General features: G+C 68.8%; 18 protein-coding genes. 10 read left to right on the top strand and 8 right to left on the bottom strand.

Features of this window, described 5'->3' with window-relative positions:
- The coding region (locus tag FW784_RS06275; protein WP_149352500.1) for a peptidoglycan-binding domain-containing protein at positions 1-1267 on the top strand (1267 nt) is incomplete at its 5' end.
- Between the two features lie 343 nt (positions 1268-1610).
- Here the strand turns inward: FW784_RS06275 and FW784_RS06270 are convergent.
- The gene (locus FW784_RS06270; protein ID WP_149352499.1) at positions 1611-2420 is read right to left on the bottom strand and encodes a hypothetical protein; all 810 of its coding nucleotides are present in this window, start codon (positions 2418-2420) and stop codon (positions 1611-1613) included.
- Between the two features lie 328 nt (positions 2421-2748).
- Between FW784_RS06270 and FW784_RS06265 the strand changes: the two genes are divergently transcribed.
- Positions 2749-2940, top strand: a complete 192-nt coding sequence (locus FW784_RS06265) for a CsbD family protein (protein ID WP_425481598.1) — start codon at positions 2749-2751, stop codon at positions 2938-2940.
- 282 nt (positions 2941-3222) lie between these two features.
- Here FW784_RS06265 and FW784_RS06260 read toward each other — a convergent pair whose 3' ends face one another.
- The gene (locus FW784_RS06260; RefSeq protein WP_149352498.1) at positions 3223-3735 is read right to left on the bottom strand and encodes a pyridoxamine 5'-phosphate oxidase family protein; all 513 of its coding nucleotides are present in this window, start codon (positions 3733-3735) and stop codon (positions 3223-3225) included.
- A gap of 436 nt (positions 3736-4171) precedes the next feature.
- On the opposite strand from FW784_RS06260, the gene FW784_RS14295 reads away from it, so the two are divergent.
- The 3 genes from FW784_RS14295 (at position 4172) to FW784_RS06245 (ending at position 5817) form a co-directional block, all read left to right on the top strand.
- A complete protein-coding gene (locus tag FW784_RS14295) occupies positions 4172-4624 on the top strand; it encodes a YybH family protein (RefSeq protein ID WP_187770702.1) in 453 nt (150 codons plus the stop codon).
- Between the two features lie 238 nt (positions 4625-4862).
- On the top strand, positions 4863-5141 hold the full coding sequence (locus FW784_RS06250; RefSeq protein ID WP_149352496.1) for a hypothetical protein: 279 nt from the start codon (positions 4863-4865) through the stop codon (positions 5139-5141).
- Between the two features lie 214 nt (positions 5142-5355).
- Positions 5356-5817, top strand: coding sequence for a pyridoxamine 5'-phosphate oxidase family protein (locus FW784_RS06245; RefSeq protein ID WP_149352495.1), 462 nt, complete (start codon positions 5356-5358; stop codon positions 5815-5817).
- A 272-nt stretch (positions 5818-6089) separates the two neighbouring features.
- Here FW784_RS06245 and FW784_RS06240 read toward each other — a convergent pair whose 3' ends face one another.
- Positions 6090-6953: a sensor domain-containing diguanylate cyclase gene (locus tag FW784_RS06240; protein ID WP_235893596.1), complete on the bottom strand. Its 864-nt coding sequence runs from the start codon at positions 6951-6953 to the stop codon at positions 6090-6092.
- Positions 6954-7417: 464 nt separating this feature from the next.
- On the opposite strand from FW784_RS06240, the gene FW784_RS06235 reads away from it, so the two are divergent.
- From FW784_RS06235 to FW784_RS06225, 3 genes are all read left to right on the top strand, one after another.
- Complete coding sequence (locus tag FW784_RS06235) at positions 7418-8251, top strand: alpha/beta fold hydrolase (protein WP_425481597.1); 834 nt, start codon at positions 7418-7420, stop codon at positions 8249-8251.
- A 112-nt stretch (positions 8252-8363) separates the two neighbouring features.
- The gene (locus FW784_RS06230; protein ID WP_149352493.1) at positions 8364-9239 is read left to right on the top strand and encodes an ABC transporter ATP-binding protein; all 876 of its coding nucleotides are present in this window, start codon (positions 8364-8366) and stop codon (positions 9237-9239) included.
- A 1-nt stretch (position 9240) separates the two neighbouring features.
- Positions 9241-10791 carry an ABC transporter permease gene (locus tag FW784_RS06225; RefSeq protein WP_149352492.1) on the top strand — a complete coding sequence of 517 codons (1551 nt, stop codon included), beginning with the start codon at positions 9241-9243 and terminating at the stop codon, positions 10789-10791.
- A 289-nt stretch (positions 10792-11080) separates the two neighbouring features.
- On the opposite strand, the gene FW784_RS06220 is transcribed toward FW784_RS06225, so the two are convergent.
- Both FW784_RS06220 and cls read right to left on the bottom strand, forming a co-directional pair.
- Positions 11081-12964, bottom strand: coding sequence for a putative bifunctional diguanylate cyclase/phosphodiesterase (locus FW784_RS06220; RefSeq protein ID WP_187770701.1), 1884 nt, complete (start codon positions 12962-12964; stop codon positions 11081-11083).
- Positions 12965-13310: 346 nt separating this feature from the next.
- Positions 13311-14708 (bottom strand): cardiolipin synthase, encoded by a 1398-nt coding sequence (gene cls, locus FW784_RS06215; RefSeq protein ID WP_149352490.1) that lies wholly within the window; start codon positions 14706-14708, stop codon positions 13311-13313.
- Positions 14709-14931: 223 nt separating this feature from the next.
- Here cls and FW784_RS06210 point away from each other — a divergent pair, with 223 nt between their 5' ends.
- A complete protein-coding gene (locus FW784_RS06210) occupies positions 14932-15615 on the top strand; it encodes a type 1 glutamine amidotransferase domain-containing protein (RefSeq protein ID WP_149352489.1) in 684 nt (227 codons plus the stop codon).
- 371 nt (positions 15616-15986) lie between these two features.
- Positions 15987-16643 carry a glutathione S-transferase family protein gene (locus FW784_RS06205; RefSeq protein WP_149352488.1) on the top strand — a complete coding sequence of 219 codons (657 nt, stop codon included), beginning with the start codon at positions 15987-15989 and terminating at the stop codon, positions 16641-16643.
- Between the two features lie 291 nt (positions 16644-16934).
- Here FW784_RS06205 and FW784_RS06200 read toward each other — a convergent pair whose 3' ends face one another.
- The 3 genes from FW784_RS06200 to FW784_RS06190 all read right to left on the bottom strand — a co-directional run bounded on the left by FW784_RS06200 (position 16935) and on the right by FW784_RS06190 (position 19095).
- Entirely contained in the window at positions 16935-17330 is a 396-nt protein-coding gene (locus FW784_RS06200) for a host attachment family protein (RefSeq protein WP_149352487.1), read from the bottom strand.
- 138 nt (positions 17331-17468) lie between these two features.
- A complete protein-coding gene (gene ppk2, locus FW784_RS06195) occupies positions 17469-18251 on the bottom strand; it encodes a polyphosphate kinase 2 (RefSeq protein ID WP_149352486.1) in 783 nt (260 codons plus the stop codon).
- Between the two features lie 211 nt (positions 18252-18462).
- Positions 18463-19095 carry a sensor histidine kinase gene (locus tag FW784_RS06190; protein WP_187770700.1) on the bottom strand — a complete coding sequence of 211 codons (633 nt, stop codon included), beginning with the start codon at positions 19093-19095 and terminating at the stop codon, positions 18463-18465.
- Positions 19096-19269 lie beyond the last annotated feature (174 nt).

Genomic DNA, 19269 nt, shown 5'->3' with positions numbered 1-19269 from the left:
GCAGCCGGCCCAGCCGCCGGTCGCGGGCTCCTCATCGAGCGCAGCGCACTACGGCCGCACCCCGCTGAGCGACCTGATCGGTCGCGGCGAGGGTGGCTACGACAGCTTCAACCGCGGCCGCGCGGGCGACGCGGGCAGCGCCGTGCTTGCGATCTCGCAGATGACCGTCGGCGAGGTCATGCGCCGTCAGTCACTGGGGGCGCATGATCCGGAACGGCTGTTCGCGGTCGGCAAGTTCCAGATGATCCCGGGCACGCTGCGCGAGGCGGCGGCACACCTCCACGTCGACGCGAATGCACCGCTCACGCCGGAGCTGCAGGAGCGCATGTTCGCGGAGTACCTCGTCAGCGACAAGCGGCCCGCGGTGCGGTCGTACGTCACGGGGCCGGGCGGCGCTCAGGCACTGGGAAGCGCGCAGCTCGCGCTCGCGCAGGAGTTCGCCAGCGTGGCCGATCCGCGCACCGGCAGGAGCTATTACGACGGCGACAGCGCCGGCAACCATTCGTCGATCAGCGCGGGCGAAGTGCAGCACGCGCTCGACCGCATGCGCGAGCTTTATCGCAGTAACGTCGCGCGAGGGTTGGCACCGGCGGAAGCGTACGCGGCTATCGGCGGTGGCGCGCCGTCGCGTGTCCCCGGGGCGGTGGCGCCGACCGGCGAACCGCTTCTGCGCGACGGCGCGCGAGGCGACGACGTGCATCGCCTGCAGCAGCGTCTGCACGACCGCGGTGTAACGGATTCGGCCGGCCGCCCCGTGGTGATCGACGGCGAATTCGGCCAGCGCACCGCGGAGGCGATTCGTGGTTTCCAGCGCGCGCACGGCTTGCACGTCGACGGCGTCGCGGGCCGGGAAACCTGGAGTGCCCTGGAGGCGAATGTGCACGCAGCGCCGTCTCCGCCGCTCGGTGACCCGCGCCATCCGGACGCCGCGCTGCTCAGGCAGGCGACGTCCGCGATGGACCGACTGGAGGCAAGCATCGGGCGTGTGCACGATGCCACCACCGAGCGGGCGTCGGCCCTTCTGGTGGTGGCCGCGCGACGGGAAGGCCTTACCTCGATCGAGCACGTCCTGTTGGCGGACGATGGCCGGCGGTTGTTTGCAGTGCAGGGCGAGTTGGGCAGCCCGCTGTCGCGCATGGCATTCGTCGATACCGACCAGGCGACGCGCCAGAGCGTGGCGGACAGCACGCGAGAGCTTGCGGGGCTGAGCCCGGCGCCCGACGGCGAACGGACGCAGGCGCCGCCGGTGCGCGCATTGGCGCACTGATCTGCCAGGTGCCCTGCAAACGCATCGCGTTTGCGCGTCGCGGGAACAATGCGGTTTGGTTCGCTACTTAGCCTCGTAGCGCGCTGCGCGAGATCGCTCCCGCGCAGTGTGCGTACGGAGTGCTCCTGACAGCGACGAGGCGCGGAACGGTGGTGCGGGGCCTCTCGGGTTCGTAGCGCCGCGGCGTATTTCCTCGTGGCGGGTAGCCTCCGCTCGGGGACCGGCGGAGGTTGCGTCTGCACGATCAGTGCCGCGCTTTGGTGCCGTGCCGCAGCGTCGCGTTCGCTCCGCTGTCGTCGAGCTGCGCCCACAGACCTCGTCGCCGTGCGGTCCACACCGTTGCCTACAGTGGAGCGGCGCCGATGTGGCCCCTGAAGCGCTCTTCCGAACCCGACTTCACGACTACGCCGTCCTGCAGCGTCACGCGGTCGATCACCGCGTCGACGCCGTCGATACGCATCCGCAACGAGTCGTGCTTCCTGTCGGTCCACACCACGCTGCCGTCGGGCGCTACACGACCCGTCCAGACCTCACCGGGCCTGCCGGAAATCATGCGAAGGCCGTTGCCGCCATCCAGGTCGATCTGCATCTTCGGGTAAAGGAAGCCGCGGTCCTGCAGCATCACATTGTCGCCCATCCAGCGCCACGAGATCCCGGTCGACGCCTTGCCTGCAAGGCGTGCGCCCAGCAGCCGCGCGTAGACGCCCCACGTTTTCGGATCGGCCGCTGGGGCGACGGGGCGTGGAATCAGCCCCTTCGCGTCGGCATGGTCGTACTGGGTGATGAAGTTCTCCGTGACCTCGTCGCCCTTGATGCGCACGAACGCCATCGCCATGCGGCCGTCGTTGTCCAGCTGCACGCGGTACGGCGCCTTCATCATGCCGACGCCGATGTAGAGCACCGAGCCATCGGGGGCCACGGTGCCGAGCCACTGCTTGTGGCCGAACTTTGGGCTGTCCAGCACCAGTTGTCCGCGCTGAGTGCCCGGAACGATGGTGGTGGTGTACGAAAGTTCACCGGTATATGGGTCGTACCAGTCCTCGAGCAGCTTGCGGCCCGGTTCGGCCCAGTGCCAGTTGACGCGGTAGCCGGCATCCGACTGCTGCGTGTGGTCGACCAGGCGCGCATAGGGGCCCCAGGTGGCGGCGTCCACGGGCTCGGCAGCGAGAAGAGGCCTGGCTATCGTCAGCAAGGCGAGGCAAAGCAGCAAGCAGGTGCACACGCGGCGAAATTGCATTGAATTCTCGGGAAGCAATGACGGAGTCATGTCCGGATCGTACGCGACGCAGCGGGCCGCATACGAACAGCGCGCTGGAGATGCAATGGGTTTCGCTTGCTTGTAGGCACGATGCGACGTCGCCGTTTCTGAATTTCCGTCGAATCCCCACACATCCAGCCATCCTCCTGTCACTTTCGTCTAACGCCGAATTTGAGACGGTGTCGTCGTCGCACTCCTGCGGCGTTTCTTAGGAGAAGACATCGTGGATAGCAAGCGCACCGATGGCATGGGCCATGAAGTAAAGGGTTCGATCAAGGAAGCGACGGGCAAGCTGACGGGTGACCGTTCAAAGCAGCTGGAAGGCAATGTCGAGAAGAATGTCGGCAAGGTCGAGCGCAGCGTCGGCCAAGCCCAGGACGATCTCCGTTCATCCGAGCGCGATTCGCGCCGCTGAGTAATCGTCGAGTCGGAAAAGGCGCGCTTCGGCGCGCCTTTTCTTTGCGCGCGTGATGCATGCATGTGCACCCGCGACACGTCGCGCCGGGCGTGTGGCGCAGCACTACGGTGTAGCGACGCGGTGGTCATGCCGTCGGCGCGCGGAGCCCGTGTGCGTGCGCAGGAATAGCGGTCACGGCGCGCTGTCGCGCGCGCCGGGGTAGCTTCCCGTTTTCACTAGCCTGGCCCGTTGCCCTCAGTTCCGTGAGCTGTGAGGAGGCATCGCTCTGGGCATGCTCCGTCAGTGCCGCGCGTCGCTGCCACGGTTGTCGAGCCGCACTTTCGCCACCTTGTCGCGATAGTCGCGTTTCGGGTCGACCCCCAGCACCGCTTTGACGCCCGCGACGAGGCTTGATCCGTTGAGCCACAGTTGCGCCGTGTCGACGTCGAATCGCAGCAGCGCCAGCTTCGGGTCGTCCTTGCCATCCTCGTACCAGGCCGCGACGAACGGGTTCCACAGGCGGTCGATCATCTCGCGGTCGAGATCGTGGGTGATTCGGCCGTGCACGGTCGCAAACAGCTCGTGGTCCTTCGAGGCGAGGGTGAAGAACGCTTCGCGCGGCGCCCTGATCGACTCGGCGAGGTCGGTGCCGACGGCGGTGAAGAACCACACCGGGCCGTCCGCGTCGCCTTCGATCAATGCGGTCATCGGACGCGGATGCACCTCGCGATCGGTGCCGAGCCCGAGCATCACGGTGCGGTCGGACTTGATCGACTTCCAGAACGCGGCGGTCATTTCGGTGGGCGTGGCCATGACGTGTCCTCGTGGATGGAGCGACCGTTCTAGCGACCTGCGGGTCAGCGGCGCGTGCAAATCGTGCGACACGGGTCGCGGGTTCGGCGGATGGCGGCCGCGGTGGCGCCACGAGGCGGGGCCGATGCGTCGAACTCGTCCCTGTCATCGAACCTGCCACGCATCGAAAGCTCTTCGCTCGGCGTCGCCATCGATGCCGCAGTGCGCGACTTGCCGCGGCACGGAGCGCAGCTCGAAGCGCATGGTAGTGGCGACGCAATCCGCTGTCGGTGGCAGTCGCTCGTACGCGCGTGCGCCGCAGCGGGGCGGGTGGGTCGACTTAGTAGGAGAGCGCGCAGACCACCCTGCGTTTTGGCATCGCGCCGTCGCGTGCGAGGATCGGCGAAGTCGCCATGCGTCCATGCACCGTGGGCAGCGGCTCGAGGGAGTGCACGCTATGCGCAATGCGTGGGTTTACGGAATCGCTTTTGCCTTGGCGGCGTCGACGCTGCCGGTGATGGCCAAGGGTGCGTCGTCTGCGCAGGCCTGCTGGCAGCACGCGTTCGAAGCCGGTGATGCCGACGCCGTCGCGGCGTGTTACGCGCCCGATGCGGTCCTGTGGCTGCCCGGCGCGCCGATGATGAAAGGCCGCGCAGCGATCCGCGCCGGCTACGCCGGCTATTTCTCGGCCTTCACGATCAAGAGCGCCAAGCTCGTTCCGCTGGGCCACGCCGCGCACGGTGGCGACCTGTCGACGTGGGGCACGTTCACCCTGGTGCTGGCCGCGAAGTCGGACGGCAAGCAGCGCACGGAGACGGGCCGCTACACGGACCTGTCGCGCCGGAGCGGTGGGCGATGGCTGTACGTCGTCGACCATGCCTCCGACGACCCGGCCGCGCCGGGCGGCTGACGCCCCTCGTCGACTTGGCGGGCTGCATCGCGCGGCCGTGTGCTGCACGGGCGCGTCGGCCTTTGCGGGCCGGCGCGCAGACGTCCTCTAGCAGCATGTGCATCGGTCGGTGCAAGGGGAGCGGCCTGGCGGGCGCACGCGCGCGTCAACGGCCGTCGCGGTGATCCGTTCCCCAGCGGATGCCGGCGTGCGGCGCCACTGCGCTAGCCTAGCCAATGCTCAAAACAGGACAGAAGAGATGACTGCCACCGTCGTCGGTCTCGTGACACCGCATCTTCTACGCATCGTCGACCTTGCCAACCAGGCCGAGGTAGGCGTCAACGTGGACTGGCACCGGCGCGCAGCCGTGGCGGCGACGATGACCGAGCTGGGGCAGCAGTCGAACGCACCCGTGCTGATCGCGTCGTATATCGACGCACTTGAAGCGGCCGCGGAGCAGGCCCCGAAGACACGTCCCGAGTACATACGCGTCCTGCGGGCAGCGGCGGCGGCTGCACGCAACCCGAGCCCGGGCTGAGGGCAGGATCCGTCGGGCGATCGCGATCGGCCGCCGCGCAGACGGGCGTCCCGGCGTTCCGCAGGAACGGCACTCGGCGCGTTTCGCCGCGGGTCAGGCTGTCGCTTTGCCCTGCGGCGAATTCGCCGCCGGTACTGTCGTGGATTGACCTACGTCAACATGCAGGCCGGGTAGGGTCGGAACATCGTCGCCGTCCCCTTCGGAGACCCCGGCGATGGACGAACCGATCCGCCGCAAGATCCTCGGAATGCTCGACGCACACCGCATCATGAGGGTCGCGACCCTGCGTCAGGACGGCTGGCCGCAGGCCACCACCGTTGGCTACGTCAACGAGGGCCTGGTGCTGTATTTCATGTGCGGACTGAACAGCCAGAAGGCGCGCAACCTTGCGCGCGACAACCGCCTGTCGCTCACCATCGACCACGACACGGACGACATCCTGGCGATCACCGGCCTGTCGATGGCGGCCCGGGCGACGCCCGTGCAGGACCTCGTGGAGGGCGAGCGCCTGCTGGGCCTGCTGCCCGCCAAGTACCCCGCGCCTGCCACGCCGCTGCCGTTCCCGATGCCGAAGGCCGACCAGGTACGCATCTTCCGCGTCGAGCCCGAGGTGATCTCCGTGCTCGACTACCGGCTGGGCTTCGGGCACACGGACCTCGTGGATTGCCGGGCGTGAGCAGCACGGGCCGCGTCGGTGCTCGCGCCGGGAGCGTAGTGCCGATCGCCGCGCCGCCGGGCTATTCGCGAGCGGAGATGCGCAGCTCCGCACTGGGGCAGCACCATTGTCCCGGCGCTTCGAAACCCGTTGCGACCGCGCCCGTGCAAAGCGCCGCAGCGGACCAGTGACCGCAGCGTGCGAACAGGGCTTGCGCATGCCGAGGGCACCGACGTCTTTGCACCGTGCGTGCCCGGCCGCCGGCTGCGCCCGCCCCGCAACTGCGGTGGTGACTAAGCGGGCGTGACCGCCGGTGCGCGCCGTCGCTTGCATGCGTACATCGCCGAGTCGGCGCGATTGATCAGCGCGTCGGGTTGCTGCGCGTCGGCGGGATACGCGGCCGCGCCGATGCTGGCGCCTATAGGCACGTAACCGCCGGCCACCCCGAACGGCACCAGCAGTTGGACGTGCAGGGCCTCGATGACGCCGCGCGCGCCTTGGTCATCGCAGCCCGGCAGCAGCGCCACGAATTCGTCCCCGCCCATACGCGCCACGGTGCCGCCATGCCACAGGCCGGCCTGCAGCCGGCGCGCGACTTCGACCAGCACGCGGTCGCCGGCTTCGTGGCCGTGCGCGTCGTTCACGGCCTTGAACGCATCGATGTCGATGTACAGCAGCGCCAGCGGCGTGTCGGTGCGCGAGGCGTCCGCGATCGCATGCTCCAGCAGCTCGTGCAGCCGCTGGCGGTTCGCCAGGCCGGTCAATGCATCGTGGTTGGCGCGGTGTTCGAGTTCGCGCTCCAGGCGGCGCAGTTCGGTCACGTCGCGTCCCACTGCGACGCGCACGCCGTGCTCCGGCAGCCACTGTGCCGACCACAGCAGGTCGACCGCATGGCCAGCGCGGTGCACGTACCGGTTGCGGAAGTGGCGCGCGCCCAGGCCTTCCATCAACCGGGCAGCCTGCTCCCGCGTGGCTTCACGGTCTTCCGGGTGCACGAGGTCGAACACGTGCCGGCCCAGCACCTCGTCGCGCGTGTATCCGAACACGCGCTCGAACGCGGCGCTGACATAGAGCAGCACGCCGTCCGGGTCGACCACGCAGGCGACGTCGGGCATCAGGTCGAGCAGTTCGCCCGGAGCGAGTTGAGCAGTAGGCATGTCCCATCATGACGTAACGCGACCGGCGCACTTGGGCGCTCCGTCGCGCTGCGCGCGCGGGACGCGAATTTCGACCGGTCGGTCCGGGGGCTGTCAGCAGCCTGGACGGGCACCGCATGAGATTCGTCGCGTTGCCGCGTGGCGTGGCTGCGACGAGGGTGTCCTGCGTCGCGATCGCGAAGTCGAACGCGACGTTGCCGACCGGCGCGGGTACACCGGACGTGGTTCGTCCCGCGCGGGGTCCTGCCTGCGTGGGCGGCCGCCGATCGCTGTGCAACGTGTCGCACGCCAGACGCCGTTCCTCATACGCGAGCGACGACCGGTGCCGGAGGCCCTCGGCCTCTTCAGCGGACCACTGGACACAGGAAGGGGCTGGCTCCCCGGGATGGGGGGGTGACCATTGGCACGCTGGCGAGTGGTGTACTACATCACTACACTACCGACACGACTCCGGGGGCATGCGTATGAACAGGCATTGGATCAAGGGACTGGTGCTGGCGGCAGGCGCCATCACGACGGCGGGGCTGCACGCGGCGGAAGCACCCGTGCAGCGCCCAGGCTACGTGCTGCAGGCGGACGTGCAGGGCAGCGGTGCAATGACGGTCGTCTTCGAGTCCGGCTTCGGCCAGGGCGGCGGCGCCTGGAAGGACGTGATCGCCGGACTGGGCGCCGACTGCCGCTGCATCACATACGCGCGCGCCGGCCTGGGCAAGTCCGGCACCGACGGCAAGCCGAAGACGATCGACCAACACGTCGCCGACCTGGGCGCGGTCATCGACACGCTCGCACCGGGCGTCAAGGTGGTGCTGGTCGGCCATTCCTACGGCGGGCTGCTGGCCACGGAATACGCGCGCCGGCATCCCGAACGCCTGCAGGGGCTGGTGCTGGTCGACCCGGCGACCATGGGCCAGCGCCACGCGTTCATGCAGGCGGACCGCATCCGCGTGATGGCCGACGACAAGGCGCTGCTGGCGATGCTTCCGCCGTCGATGGGCGCGGACTACCGCGTGCTCATCGCGCAGCTGGATAGCCCGGGAGCGACCACGCCGCGTGCCATGCCCGACGTGCCCGTCGCGCTGCTCACCTCGACGCGCGTACCGGCCGCGCCGTTCGTGTTCGAGGAAACCGCGCAGGGCAAGGCGTTGTGGAAGATGCAGCACGCCCTGTTGTTCGCCGGGTTCACCCGCGGCATGCACGCGTACGTGGCGACGGGACACAACATCGAGCGCGAGAATCCGGCCGCGGTAGTGGCCGCCATTGGCAGCGTCTCCGCGCCTGCGGGCGGGGCCAACCATTGATTTCGGCCACGCACGCGTGCGCAAAGCACGACAATCGCGCCGCGGTCCGGGTGTATGCATCCGGCGGGGATGCCGCGGTCGATCCGTCTTCAAAACTTAAGGGGAGCTCACGATGAGCGTTGAACTGGTGCTGCAATCGGTGGGCTTCGACTACGGGCGCGGGCATCGCGCGGTGGACGGCGTGGACATGCGCCTGGGCGCTGGCGTGCTGGGCCTGCTGGGGCCGAACGGCGCCGGCAAGTCGACGCTGATGCGCATCCTCGCGACGCTGGCCAAGCCGAGCGCGGGTCAGGTGACCTGGAACGGGCACGACATCGCGCGTGAACCCAATCGCCTGCGCGCGGTGCTGGGCTACCTGCCGCAGGACTTCGGCGTTTACGACGCGCTCGACGCGCGCGAGTTCCTTGGCTTCCTCGCAGCGGTGAAGGGCCTTGCAGGCAAGGCGGCGCGTGCACGCATCGACGCCTGCCTCGAGCGCGTTGGGCTCGCCGACACCGGCGACCGCCGCCTCGGCCAGTTCTCCGGCGGAATGCGCCAGCGCGTGGGGATCGCGCAGGCGCTGCTCAACGACCCGGCGCTGCTGATCGTCGACGAGCCGACGGTGGGGCTGGACCCCGACGAGCGAATGCGCTTCCAGCACCTCATCACGGACCTCGCCGGCGACAGGCTGGTGATCCTGTCCACGCACATCGTGTCCGACGTGGAGGCGAGCGCCAGCGCGATCGCGGTGATGGCGGCGGGGCAGCTGCGCTTCCACGGCACACCCGGCGAACTCATCGCACGCGCCGCCGGCCACGTGTGGGAATGGACGGTGCCCGAGGCGCAGCTCGCGACGGTACGTGGCGCACACACGCTGGTGGCGTCGTTGCGCACGCCCGACGGCATCCGGGTGCGCGTGGTCAGCGAGGGCGCGCCGGACGCACACGCGCAGCCGGCGGCGCCCGGCCTGCAGGACGCGTATGCGTGGCTCCTGAATGGAGCGCACTGACATGGGCGCGCTGCAGCGTTTCGTCGCCATCCTCGCGGCCGACCTGCGCGCTCGTACGCGCACGTCGCGCTTCTGGGTGGTGCTGGTCGCGATGATGTACGCCGCGTGGTGGTGCGTGCCGGGGCCAGACGCGTCGCATGCGGTGCTGCTGATCTGGGGCGGCTTTCGCGGCAGCTATTCCAGCGCGTGGATCGGCATGGTGCTGGCGATGGCCTTCAACGTGCTGCTCAACCTCGGCGGCTTCTACCTGGTGCGCGGCACGTTGGTCCGCGACATCGAAACGCGCGTCTGGCAGCTGCTGGTCGCCACGCCGATGACGCGCGCGGGTTACCTGCTCGCGAAGTGGGCGAGTCACATGCTGGTGTTCCTCACCATCATCGTCGCGTGCCTGGGCGTTGGGCTCGTCGCGCAGTGGGTGAGGGCGGAAGACCGCACGGTCGACCTGCTCGAGCTGGTCAAGCCGGTCGTGCTGCTGACGCTGCCGGGCCTGGCGATGACCGCCGCGATCGCGATCTGGTTCGACCTGCTGCCGCCGTTGCGTCGCACCGCGGGAAACGTGCTGTTCTTCGTGCTGTGGACGACGGCGCTGGCATTCGGCGTCGCAGGCTTCGAGGCGAAGAGCGATTTCGCGCGCGAAGGCTGGGTAAGCGACAGCGGCGGGCTGCTGGTGGCCGGCCGCGACTTCCACCGAGTCCGCGAGAAGCAGACCGGCAAGCCGCAGCGGTTCGGTTTCAGCCTGTTCTCGCCGGTACCCAAGGGAGGCATCAAGCGCTTCGACTGGCGCGAATGGCACGTGCGGCCGATGGACTTGTTCGGTCGGCTGCTGTGGCTGGTGTTCGGCATCGGTGCGGTGCTGCTCGCGGCGCCATTGCTGGATCGTGCCGCGGCACGCACCTCTGCGACCAACGAGCGGTCGCGCACGTCGGGGCTGCGCCTGCGATGGATGGACGTGGCGCTGCGCCCGTTCGCACGGACGATCTTCGGCGCCGTTGCCGTCGCGGAGCTGACCGCGTGCGTTCGCGAACGCCGCATATGGTGGTGGCTCGCGCTGGCGGTCGTCTTCGGCCTGCAGGCCTTCGGCGGCGAACAGCTGATGCGTACCGGCATGCTGCTCGCGTGGCTGCTCCCGCTCGACGTACTCGCACGCGGCATCCTTCGCGAGCGCGAACACCGGACGGGCGCGCTCGTGTTCACCGGCGAGGGCGCCGTGCCGCGGCTGCTGGCGTCGCGGTTGGTCGTGTCGGTGCTGATGCTCGTGGGCGTCAGCTTGCCTGCGCTGCTGCGGCTGGGTGCGACGTCGCCTGCGGGCGCGCTGGCCGCGGTCGTCGTCATCGTTTCGATCGCCAGCTGTGGCATCGCATTCGGCGCGCTGTTCCGCACTGCGCGACCGTTCGAACTCGCACTCGTTGCACTGGTGTATGTCGCGTTGCAGGGCGCGACGGTGTTCGACGCAGGCGCGGGCGCGACGCTGCTGGGTCACCTCGCGGCCATCGCGCTCGCGTCGATCGTCGTCGTCACCGCATGGCCGCGGCTCGCGCGAGCTAGCGTGTGAACAACGGGGCGGTCCGCGAACGCGAGGCCGCACGGCCAAGCAGGCTTAATCGCTTCGACGCTCACGCTCGCGGCTGCCTGGAGCCGCACGCATCTGCGCATCCCGGGCTCGCCAGAGCGGTTTGATTTCGGTCCGTTATTGCCGCCGAAGGCTAAAGGTAACGCGCATCGACCGACGCACCGAAGACCCGCGTCGGTCGCTGCTCTCGCCGCGCTGGTGACACGACGCGCTTCTCGAAATCCTGTTCTTGTTGAGGGGCGCCGGCTGCCGCGCGTGGCGGTAGCGGCGGTCAGCCGGCTGATGCCGCCCCGAGCAATTGGCAGATGCCGCGCTGGTCGATTGCCCTGCCGTGCAGCCACCCCTGCATGCGGCGCACGCCGAGTTTCTCCAGCGCGTCCTGCTGTGCGCCGTGCTGGACGCCCTCGGCCACCACGTCGATGCCGAGTGACGCCGCGAGTCCGACCACGGCCTTGACGATCGCGGTTTCCGCAAGCGCACCGGGCATCCCGTCGACGAAACTGCGGTCGATCTTCAGCACGTCCACCGGCAGTTGCCTGAGGTAGACCAGCGACCCGTACCCGGTGCCGAAATCGTCGATCGCCACGTGCACGCCGAGCGACTTCAGGCGCCGCAGCACGCTGAGCGTGTGGTCCATATCGCGCATCAGCGTGGTCTCGGTAAGTTCCAGGCACAGGCGTTCGGGCGCGAGGCCCGAGGAGGCGAGCGCGGTGGTGACGTCGTCGAGAAGCCCGTCCTCGAACTGGCGCGCCGATACGTTCACCCGCAACGCCATCGCCGTGCGGTCGGGCAGCAGCGGCCACTGCACGGCGTCGTGGCAGGCCTGCATCAGCACCCAGCGGCCGACCGCCAGCATCAGGCCCGACGACTCGACCACGCGGATGAACTCATCGGCCACGACGATGCGGTCCGCCTTGCGCCAGCGCAGCAGCGACTCCGCCGCCACCCACTGATGCTGCTCCGCGTCGTACTCGGGCTGGTAGTGCATCTCGAACTGGCCCTTCGCAAATGCCTCGTGCAGCTCCTGCTCGAAGCGCAGCGCCTTCATCAGGCCTTCGTGCTGGCCGATGTCGAACACCTCGTAGCTGAACTTGTCGCCCGAGCGCGCGTGTTCGGCGGCCTCTTCGGCCTGTCGCATCAGCACGCGTGGATCATTCGCCGCCTTTCCGCGCGCGAACGAAATGCCGACCACGGCCGCGGGCACCACTTCCAGCGCACCGAGCTCAAGCGAGCGCACTGCGCGCAGGACCCGCTCGGCCAAGCGGATCGCGGCTTGTTCGGTTGCATCATTGGCAAGCAGGAACGCGAAGCCGTTGTCGCGCACGCGCGCGAGCTCGACGCCCTCGCCAACCAGGGGCGAAAGCCCCGCTGCGACGCGCGCCATCGTTTCCTCCAGGCTCGCACCGCCGGCCGACGATGCGGCGCCGGTGGCATCGATCAACACGTGAAGCACGGTGATGCGGCTGCCGTACGCCTCCGGCGCGGACAGACGCTGGCGCACCAACTCCATCATGTAGGCGCGGTTGCCGAGGCCGGTGCTTCGATCGTGCAGGCGCAGGTGCTCCACTTCGGCTTCGGCGCGCCGCCTGCGCGCGATCTCGTAGGCCATCGCCACGTAGTCGCCCATGCTGGCGGCGAACAGGATTTCGTCCTGCGTCCATTTGCGTGCGCGGTCGATGCTCTCGTGGCAGATCATGCCCTGCAGTTCGTCTTCGAAGTACGCGGGCGCGATCAGCATCGACTGGATGCCCTCGCGTTTCAGGTAGTCGCGCAACGGGTTGTCGGTGCCCGGAGGGTCGGTGTCGACCGTGATCGTCTGCAGCGTGCGCACGCCGGTCAGCGCGGGCAGGAACTCGCGGTCGTCCAGAACCAGGCCACCCGCGTCATGCGTGACTGCGCGCAAGCCGGGAACGCTGCAGTACGCATGCAGGCAGCGGAACACGTGCGCGTGCGCGTCGCGGTGCCACGCGCTGACGCGCTCGGTCCCCATGGCGATCGCCGCCTTCCGGCAGATCACCGCGATGGCCGCGTCGAAGTCGGACTCGGGGTCCCAGACGGCCCAGGTCACGTCGACAAGGGCGCGCGTGAAGCGCTCGATGGCCGATGGCTCGACCGGCGGGGACAGCCCGACCAGCTGGAGTTCGACGCGTGGCATTGCAATCGTCCTGCTTGCCCGGCAACCGGCCGGGTCCGCTCTCCCGACCAGTCTTGACCCCGACGGCGGATGCATGTTGACCGGCGTCAACGTGGCGCGCCTTTCGGTACACAGCCCGCGTCGGTTTCGCTGCCCGTGGACGCGGTCGGTTGGCCGCCGTCGGCGTCACGAAGCAGCCGGAAGCACACGCTCCCGGTGCCGGCGCCCAGCCCCCGCGCGGCCCTCGCCACGCGCTGCTTCAGGTCGGTCGCCCGCAGGATCCGATGTCCGAGCGCAGCCCGCGCGCCGACGCGAGGCGCGTCCGGTCGCGCGGGCGCCTGCCGCTACCGGGCGGTTGCTGGTGCGATCAAAGCATCGGCGAGAACAACCTCGCCACCGCCTCGCTCAGCCGGGATGCGAACGGCGGCTTGCGCGAGCCGGCCGTGACTTCGCCGGATTTCGCCATGTCCGCCAGCAGGCTCTTCTCCAGTTCGGTCGCTACGCCCGCGTTGCAGAACAGCATCACGATCTCGAAGTTGAGCGCAAAACTGCGCGTGTCGAAATTCGACGTTCCGATCATCGCCATGTCGTCGTCGACCAGCAGCACCTTGCTGTGCAGCATGCGCGGGCCGTACTCGTAGACGCGGACGCCGGCCTCGAGCAGCTTGTCGAAATAGGAGCGCGCGGCGGCGGTGACCAGCCGCGAGTCGCTGCGCTTGGGAATCACCACGCGCACGTCGAGCCCGCGCATCGCAGCGCCTTCGAGCGCGAACAGGGCGGCACGGCTGGGGACGAAGTAGGGCGTCGCCAGCCAGACGCGACGCTCGGCCTGGTGGATGGCTTCGACCTGCATGCGGTGCACGGGCTCCCACGCGTTGTCCGGGCCCGCCGGAATCACGTGGGTCGCGATCGGCCCGGGCGCCGCGTCGGCGAACAGCGTGCTGTCGCCGAGCGTCTTCTGCGTCGCGTAGTGCCAGTCCTCCAGCCACGCCGTCTGCAACCAGCGCACGGCGTCGCCTTCGATGCGCATGTGCAGGTCGTGGTAGGCGTCGGCATTGAGCGCGTCGTTCTCGTCGTCGGTGACGTTGATGCCACCGGTGAACGCGACCGTGCCGTCGCAGATCACGATCTTGCGGTGCGTGCGCATGTTGAGCTTCGGGCGACTGAATGCCGTTGCCCACCAGCGCACCGGATGGAAGAACGCCAGCTCGACGCCGGCGTCGGCCAACGGCGCGACGAACGACCGCTTCAGCCTCGACCCCACGCCATCGAGCAACACTCGCACCTTGACACCCGCGCGGGCCCGTTCCACCAGCGCGTCGCGCACACGGGTGCCGGTGCGATCGCCCGCATAGATGTAGTACTCGACATGGACATGCCGTTGCGCGGCCGCGATCGCCGTGACCAGCGCGTCGTAGGTTGCGGCGCCGTCGATCAGCAGGTCGACACGGCTCGCGGTCGTGGGCGGATAGCCGGTCATCGCCTGCGCCATGCGATCGAGCGCGCCCATGTCGCCGCTTGCGTTGCTTTTCCCGCGAGCACCCACGGCATCGTGCGACGCGTCGCGGCGGCGCCCGGCGCGGCGTATGCGCTGCGGGCCGAGCACGTAATAGATGACGAAGCCGACATACGGCAGGAACGCAAGCGCCATCAACCAGCCGAGCGTGGCCACCGGCTCGCTGCGTTGCATCACGATCCACACGCCGAGCACAGCCAGGTACGCGGGCCAGGCCACTAGCAGAACGACGATCAACCAATGCGGCATGGCTCGGACTCGACACGGATCGACGCCGAGTCTGGCAGAACGCGCCGCGCGTGGCGGGCACGGTGACGGGCTCGCCGACTTGATGCTTTGGGGTTCACTCGGATGGCCATGCTGTCGGCGCGCTCGAGGGGCACTTGCTCTGATCCCCTCGCGGTACCGCGGCAGGCTCACCGGGGCTTAGCGGCGCGCGGCGTAGCCTGCCGTCTTTCTCGAGGAGACCGCCATGAAAGTGTTGATGGTGCTGACGTCGCACGACCGCCTGGGCGACACCGGCAAGAAGACCGGTTTCTGGCTGGAGGAATTCGCCGCGCCGTACTACGTGTTCAAGGACGCCGGCGTCGACGTCGCCCTCGTGTCACCCAAGGGCGGCCAGCCGCCGCTCGACCCCAAGAGCGATGAGCCCGACGCGCAGACCGCCGCGACGGAGCGCTTCCGCAAGGACCCCGAGGCGCAGAAGGCACTGGCCAACACAGGCAAGCTCGCGGACGTGCAGGCCAGCGAGTACGACGCGGTGTTTTTCCCGGGCGGCCACGGTCCGTTGTGGGACCTGGCCGAAGACCATGCGGCAATCACCCTCATCGAATCGACGTACGCGGCGGTCAAGCCGTTGGCGGTCGTCTGTCACGCGCCCGGCGTGCTGCGGCATGCGAAGGGGATCGACGGCGCGCCACTGGTGCAGGGCCGCTCGGTGACCGGTTTCACCAACTCCGAAGAAGCGGCGGTTGGGCTGACCGACGTCGTGCCGTTCCTGGTCGAGGACATGCTCAAGGCCAACGGCGGCCACTACGTCAAGAAGGCTGACTGGACGAGCCATGTCATCACCGACGGCAATCTGGTCACCGGGCAGAACCCGGCGTCGTCCGAGGCTGCCGCGAAGGCGGTGCTTGCGCTGCTCGGGACGGGCTGACCGGCGACGGCTCTGCGCCGCGTGCGGGCTCCGATCCCGGTGTGGCGCCGGAATCGGTCCGCGGCGCGCCTGAGGCGTCTGCGGGTCCGAGCACGCGATGTTGCACACACTTTCGCCGGGCCCGGCGAGCAAGCCTGATGATCTGTGCTCGCTCGCTGTTCGCCGTGCATCAGCCGCACCTACCGGCGAATCGAAAAGGCGCGTCACGCGTCGCAGCGCGTTGCGCATGCGGTATCCCCTGCGCTGGCCGCTCAAGCCACGCGCTGCGCATTGCTTGATGCTTGATCGAAACGACCCGGCACTCGTCCACTGCGACCGCACTCGGCTAGGCTTGCGCGACGCCGCACGACGGCACCACGGGTAATCGCGCCATGGCACTCGTCCTTTACGGGCATCCCTTCTCCTCGTACGCGCAGAAGGTGGAGATCGCGCTCTACGAAAACGCTCTCGCCTTCGATTACCGCCTCGTGCGGTCCGGAGATGCCGCAGTGGATGCCGCATGGACGGCATTGTGGCCGCTGCAAAAGATGCCGGTGCTGGCCGACGCGGGCCGGACGATCGTCGAGTCGAGCGTCATCATCGAGTACCTGCACCTCGCGCATCGAGGGCCCGTGGCGCTCCTGCCCGACGACGCGGTCGAGGCGCTCGAAGTGCGCTTCATGGATCGCTTCTTCGACAACCATGTGATGTACGCGATGCAGCAGCCCGTGGCGGAGGCACTGCGCCCGGACGGCCGCAAGGACGTCGCGCTGAAAGAGGCCGCAGCGCGCCTGGAACTCGCGTACGCCTGGCTGGAGCAACGTCTAGCGGGAAGGACCTGGGCCGCTGGCGAGAGCTTCAGCATGGCCGACTGCGCCGCGGCCCCGGCGCTGTTCTATGCGGACTGGGTGCACGGCATCAGCGATGCCTACCCGACGGTGCGTGCCTACCGCGCGCGCCTGCTCGCGCGGGCGTCGGTTGCGCGGGCGGTCGACGAGGCGCGCCCCTACCGCGCCTGGTTCCCGCTGGGTGCGCCTGATCGCGATTGATGCCTGCTGCGAGCGCCTGCTTACACAGGGCCCGCGCGCTTAGTTCGAGCGGAGTGGCAGTTGCCGGTGGCTGACCAGCCGTTGCCCGGTCGTTGAACGGCGACGACTGAACGCCGACGTCTCATTTCGACGCGCACCGAGCCGCTCGCAGCGCCAATGGCTGGAGTGGCGTCGGCACCCGGCAGGCGGTGCGCCCGCGGTGTCACGTTCGCGCTTGGGCGGCCGTGACAGCCCCCGCTCAGCGGTATCGAGGGCCGCCTGACCGAGGGCGTCCGGCTTTACGCCAGGGTGTCAATGCAGCGCGTGCTGGATGTCGGCGATCGGCGCGTTGGTCAGCGTCTTGGCCAGCTCGCCGACGACGCGATCCTGCGTCTCCTTGTGCAGCTGCGGGCGGAGTTCGCCAAGCGTCTGCGGGTCCGCGATGATCACCAGGTGCGCGTACTCGTGCTTCAGCGCGCCGTCGTTGAGCTTGTTCGCGATGTGCTTCGCGAACGTGCGCTCGTCGTTCTTCTGCGGCGTCTGCTGGGTGGGCGCTGAACCCGACGGCCCCTGCAGCGGGATGTCCGCGGCATCGAGCGTGTCGTGCTGGCGCAGCGTCATCTCGGCGCCTTGGCCTTCGGTGTGGAACATCCGCGCCTTGGTGCCATCAGCGACGATCACCAGGGTGCCGGTCGGAATGTTCTGCATGCGTCTCTCCTTGAGTGGGTATCACGTCAACTTAAGCGGCCGGACGTGACGCCGACATGCCGGCCTCCCATTGAAGGCGGCGATGCGGTGACGGCGCAAGCAGCTGGAGACCCGTGGACGCTGCGGAACGCCGCTCGATCAGCCGGGCAACTTGAACGAGCGTGTCGGTTTCACAACCCCGTACGTTTCCTTGCAGGGTTTGCCCGCGAGCGGTGGCAACGTGAGCACGGGATCGGAAAAACGCGCATGGGGCAGGCGGTCGAGCAGGTCGCGGATGAGCGTGAGCCGCCCGCGTTTCTGGTCGTTGAAGTCGACGAGCGTCCACGGCGCCTGGTCGGTGTGCGTGGCCTCCAGCATCGCCTCGCGCGCATCGGTGTAGGCCTGGTACTGCGCGCGCGCCTGCAGGTCTACGGGTGACAGCTTCCAGCCCTTGAGCGGATCCTCGACGCGATCCTGGAACCGCTGCTCCTGCTTGTCCTGGTCGACGCACAGCCAGTACTTGAAGAGATGGATGCCGTCGTCGACGAGCATCTGCTCGAACCGCGGCGCCTGGCGAAGGAACGCGCGGTACTGCACATCGGTGCAATAACCCATCACGTGCTCGACGCCGGCGCGGTTGTACCAGCTGCGATCCATCAGCACGACCTCGCCGGCGGCGGGCAGGTGGGGGGTGTAGCGCTGGAAATACCACTGGCCGGTCTCGCGGTCGGTCGGCTTCGGGAGCGCGACGATCCGGCACTGGCGCGGATTGAGATGCTCGGCGATCGCCTGGATCGCGCCACCCTTGCCCGCGCTGTCGCGGCCCTCGACCAGCACCAGCACGCGCTCGCCGGTGTGCGCGAGCCACTGCGCCAAAGCCACCAGTTCGAGCTGCATCGGCGCGAGCAGCGCGCGATACGACTTCTTCTTCAATTGGGTCATGCGGGGCTCCAGAGGTGGGCGCAAGCCGACATTGGCCGGCGGCCGCGCGGGCTGCAAGCATCGCGTGGCCCGCGTGCACGCAGGGTCGCGCACGTGGCGGTGCTCGCCCTCATCGGCGTCGCGGAGTGCGGGCACGCTCCGGGTTCGACCGGAGCGGCGTGCGATCGGGTTGGCCGCTCGCCTCAGCCAGCGTCGCTGCGACGTGGCAGCGTCACCTCGAACCGGCTTCCCAGCCTAGGCCCGCACTGTGCGCGACCACGCTGCCGCCGTGGGCTTCCGTCAACTCGCGCACCACCGCAAGGCCCAGCCCGAGGCCGTCGCCGTTGTAACGCGTCGCGCGACGTTCCTGCGCGAAGGCGTCGAAAACACGGGGCAGCATCGCGGCGTCGATACCGATACCGCCGTCGCTCACGCTTACGACGACGCTCTCGACGAACACCTCTACCTCGACGGCGATCCGACCGCCCTCGGGTGTGTACTTGCAGGCGTTGAAAACGAGATTGGCGAACACCTGCCGCAAGCGTTCCGCGTCGCCCGGCAATTCGACCGGGCCATGAGGCAGGCGCAGCTCCAATCGCTGGCCGCGCGCGGTGATGGCCGGTTCGCATGTCTCGTGGACACTGCGCAGCAGCTTTGCGAGATCGAGCGTCTTGATCCGCAGGTGGAACTTGCCGCTTTCGGCGCGCGATACATCCATCAGGTCGTCGACAAGGCGCACCAGGTGCTCGACCTTCCGTTCGATCACGCCCTTCATGTGCAGCAGCTGGGTGGGGCTTGCACTGCCGAGCAGCGCGGCAGCCGTGAGGACGGGCATCAGCGGCGTGCGGAGTTCGTGCACCACCATGGCCACGCCTTGGGAATGCTCGCGGTATCGGCGAAGGCGATCAACGCCCGGGCATCTCGCCGTGATCCGGGAAGATCGCCACGCCGACGCTCGCCGCGATGCCTGCCGGCGGCGCATCGCCCAACGCGGTCCGGGCGAGCACCGCCGCCCGGCCGTTTCGGTTCCTGGCGGCCG

The organism is Cognatilysobacter lacus, assembly GCF_008274655.1.
Classification (GTDB): Bacteria; Pseudomonadota; Gammaproteobacteria; order Xanthomonadales; family Xanthomonadaceae; genus Cognatilysobacter; species Cognatilysobacter lacus.
Note: the sequence above shows the minus strand (reverse complement) of the source record. Positions and strands in the feature narration are given on the sequence as shown.

What these genes read in the sequence shown, in the direction of transcription:
- FW784_RS06260 (WP_149352498.1), bottom strand. Translation starts at nt 3,735, where the DNA reads ATGGCCACGCCCACCGAAATGACCGCCGCGTTCTGGAAGTCGATCAAG.
- FW784_RS14295 (WP_187770702.1), top strand. Translation starts at nt 4,172, where the DNA reads ATGCGCAATGCGTGGGTTTACGGAATCGCTTTTGCCTTGGCGGCGTCG.
- FW784_RS06250 (WP_149352496.1), top strand. Translation starts at nt 4,863, where the DNA reads ATGACTGCCACCGTCGTCGGTCTCGTGACACCGCATCTTCTACGCATC.
- FW784_RS06245 (WP_149352495.1), top strand. Translation starts at nt 5,356, where the DNA reads ATGGACGAACCGATCCGCCGCAAGATCCTCGGAATGCTCGACGCACAC.
- FW784_RS06240 (WP_235893596.1), bottom strand. Translation starts at nt 6,953, where the DNA reads ATGCCTACTGCTCAACTCGCTCCGGGCGAACTGCTCGACCTGATGCCC.
- FW784_RS06235 (WP_425481597.1), top strand. Translation starts at nt 7,418, where the DNA reads ATGAACAGGCATTGGATCAAGGGACTGGTGCTGGCGGCAGGCGCCATC.
- FW784_RS06230 (WP_149352493.1), top strand. Translation starts at nt 8,364, where the DNA reads ATGAGCGTTGAACTGGTGCTGCAATCGGTGGGCTTCGACTACGGGCGC.
- FW784_RS06225 (WP_149352492.1), top strand. Translation starts at nt 9,241, where the DNA reads ATGGGCGCGCTGCAGCGTTTCGTCGCCATCCTCGCGGCCGACCTGCGC.
- FW784_RS06220 (WP_187770701.1), bottom strand. Translation starts at nt 12,964, where the DNA reads ATGCCACGCGTCGAACTCCAGCTGGTCGGGCTGTCCCCGCCGGTCGAG.
- cls (WP_149352490.1), bottom strand. Translation starts at nt 14,708, where the DNA reads ATGCCGCATTGGTTGATCGTCGTTCTGCTAGTGGCCTGGCCCGCGTAC.
- FW784_RS06210 (WP_149352489.1), top strand. Translation starts at nt 14,932, where the DNA reads ATGAAAGTGTTGATGGTGCTGACGTCGCACGACCGCCTGGGCGACACC.
- FW784_RS06205 (WP_149352488.1), top strand. Translation starts at nt 15,987, where the DNA reads ATGGCACTCGTCCTTTACGGGCATCCCTTCTCCTCGTACGCGCAGAAG.
- FW784_RS06200 (WP_149352487.1), bottom strand. Translation starts at nt 17,330, where the DNA reads ATGCAGAACATTCCGACCGGCACCCTGGTGATCGTCGCTGATGGCACC.
- ppk2 (WP_149352486.1), bottom strand. Translation starts at nt 18,251, where the DNA reads ATGACCCAATTGAAGAAGAAGTCGTATCGCGCGCTGCTCGCGCCGATG.
- FW784_RS06190 (WP_187770700.1), bottom strand. Translation starts at nt 19,095, where the DNA reads ATGGTGGTGCACGAACTCCGCACGCCGCTGATGCCCGTCCTCACGGCT.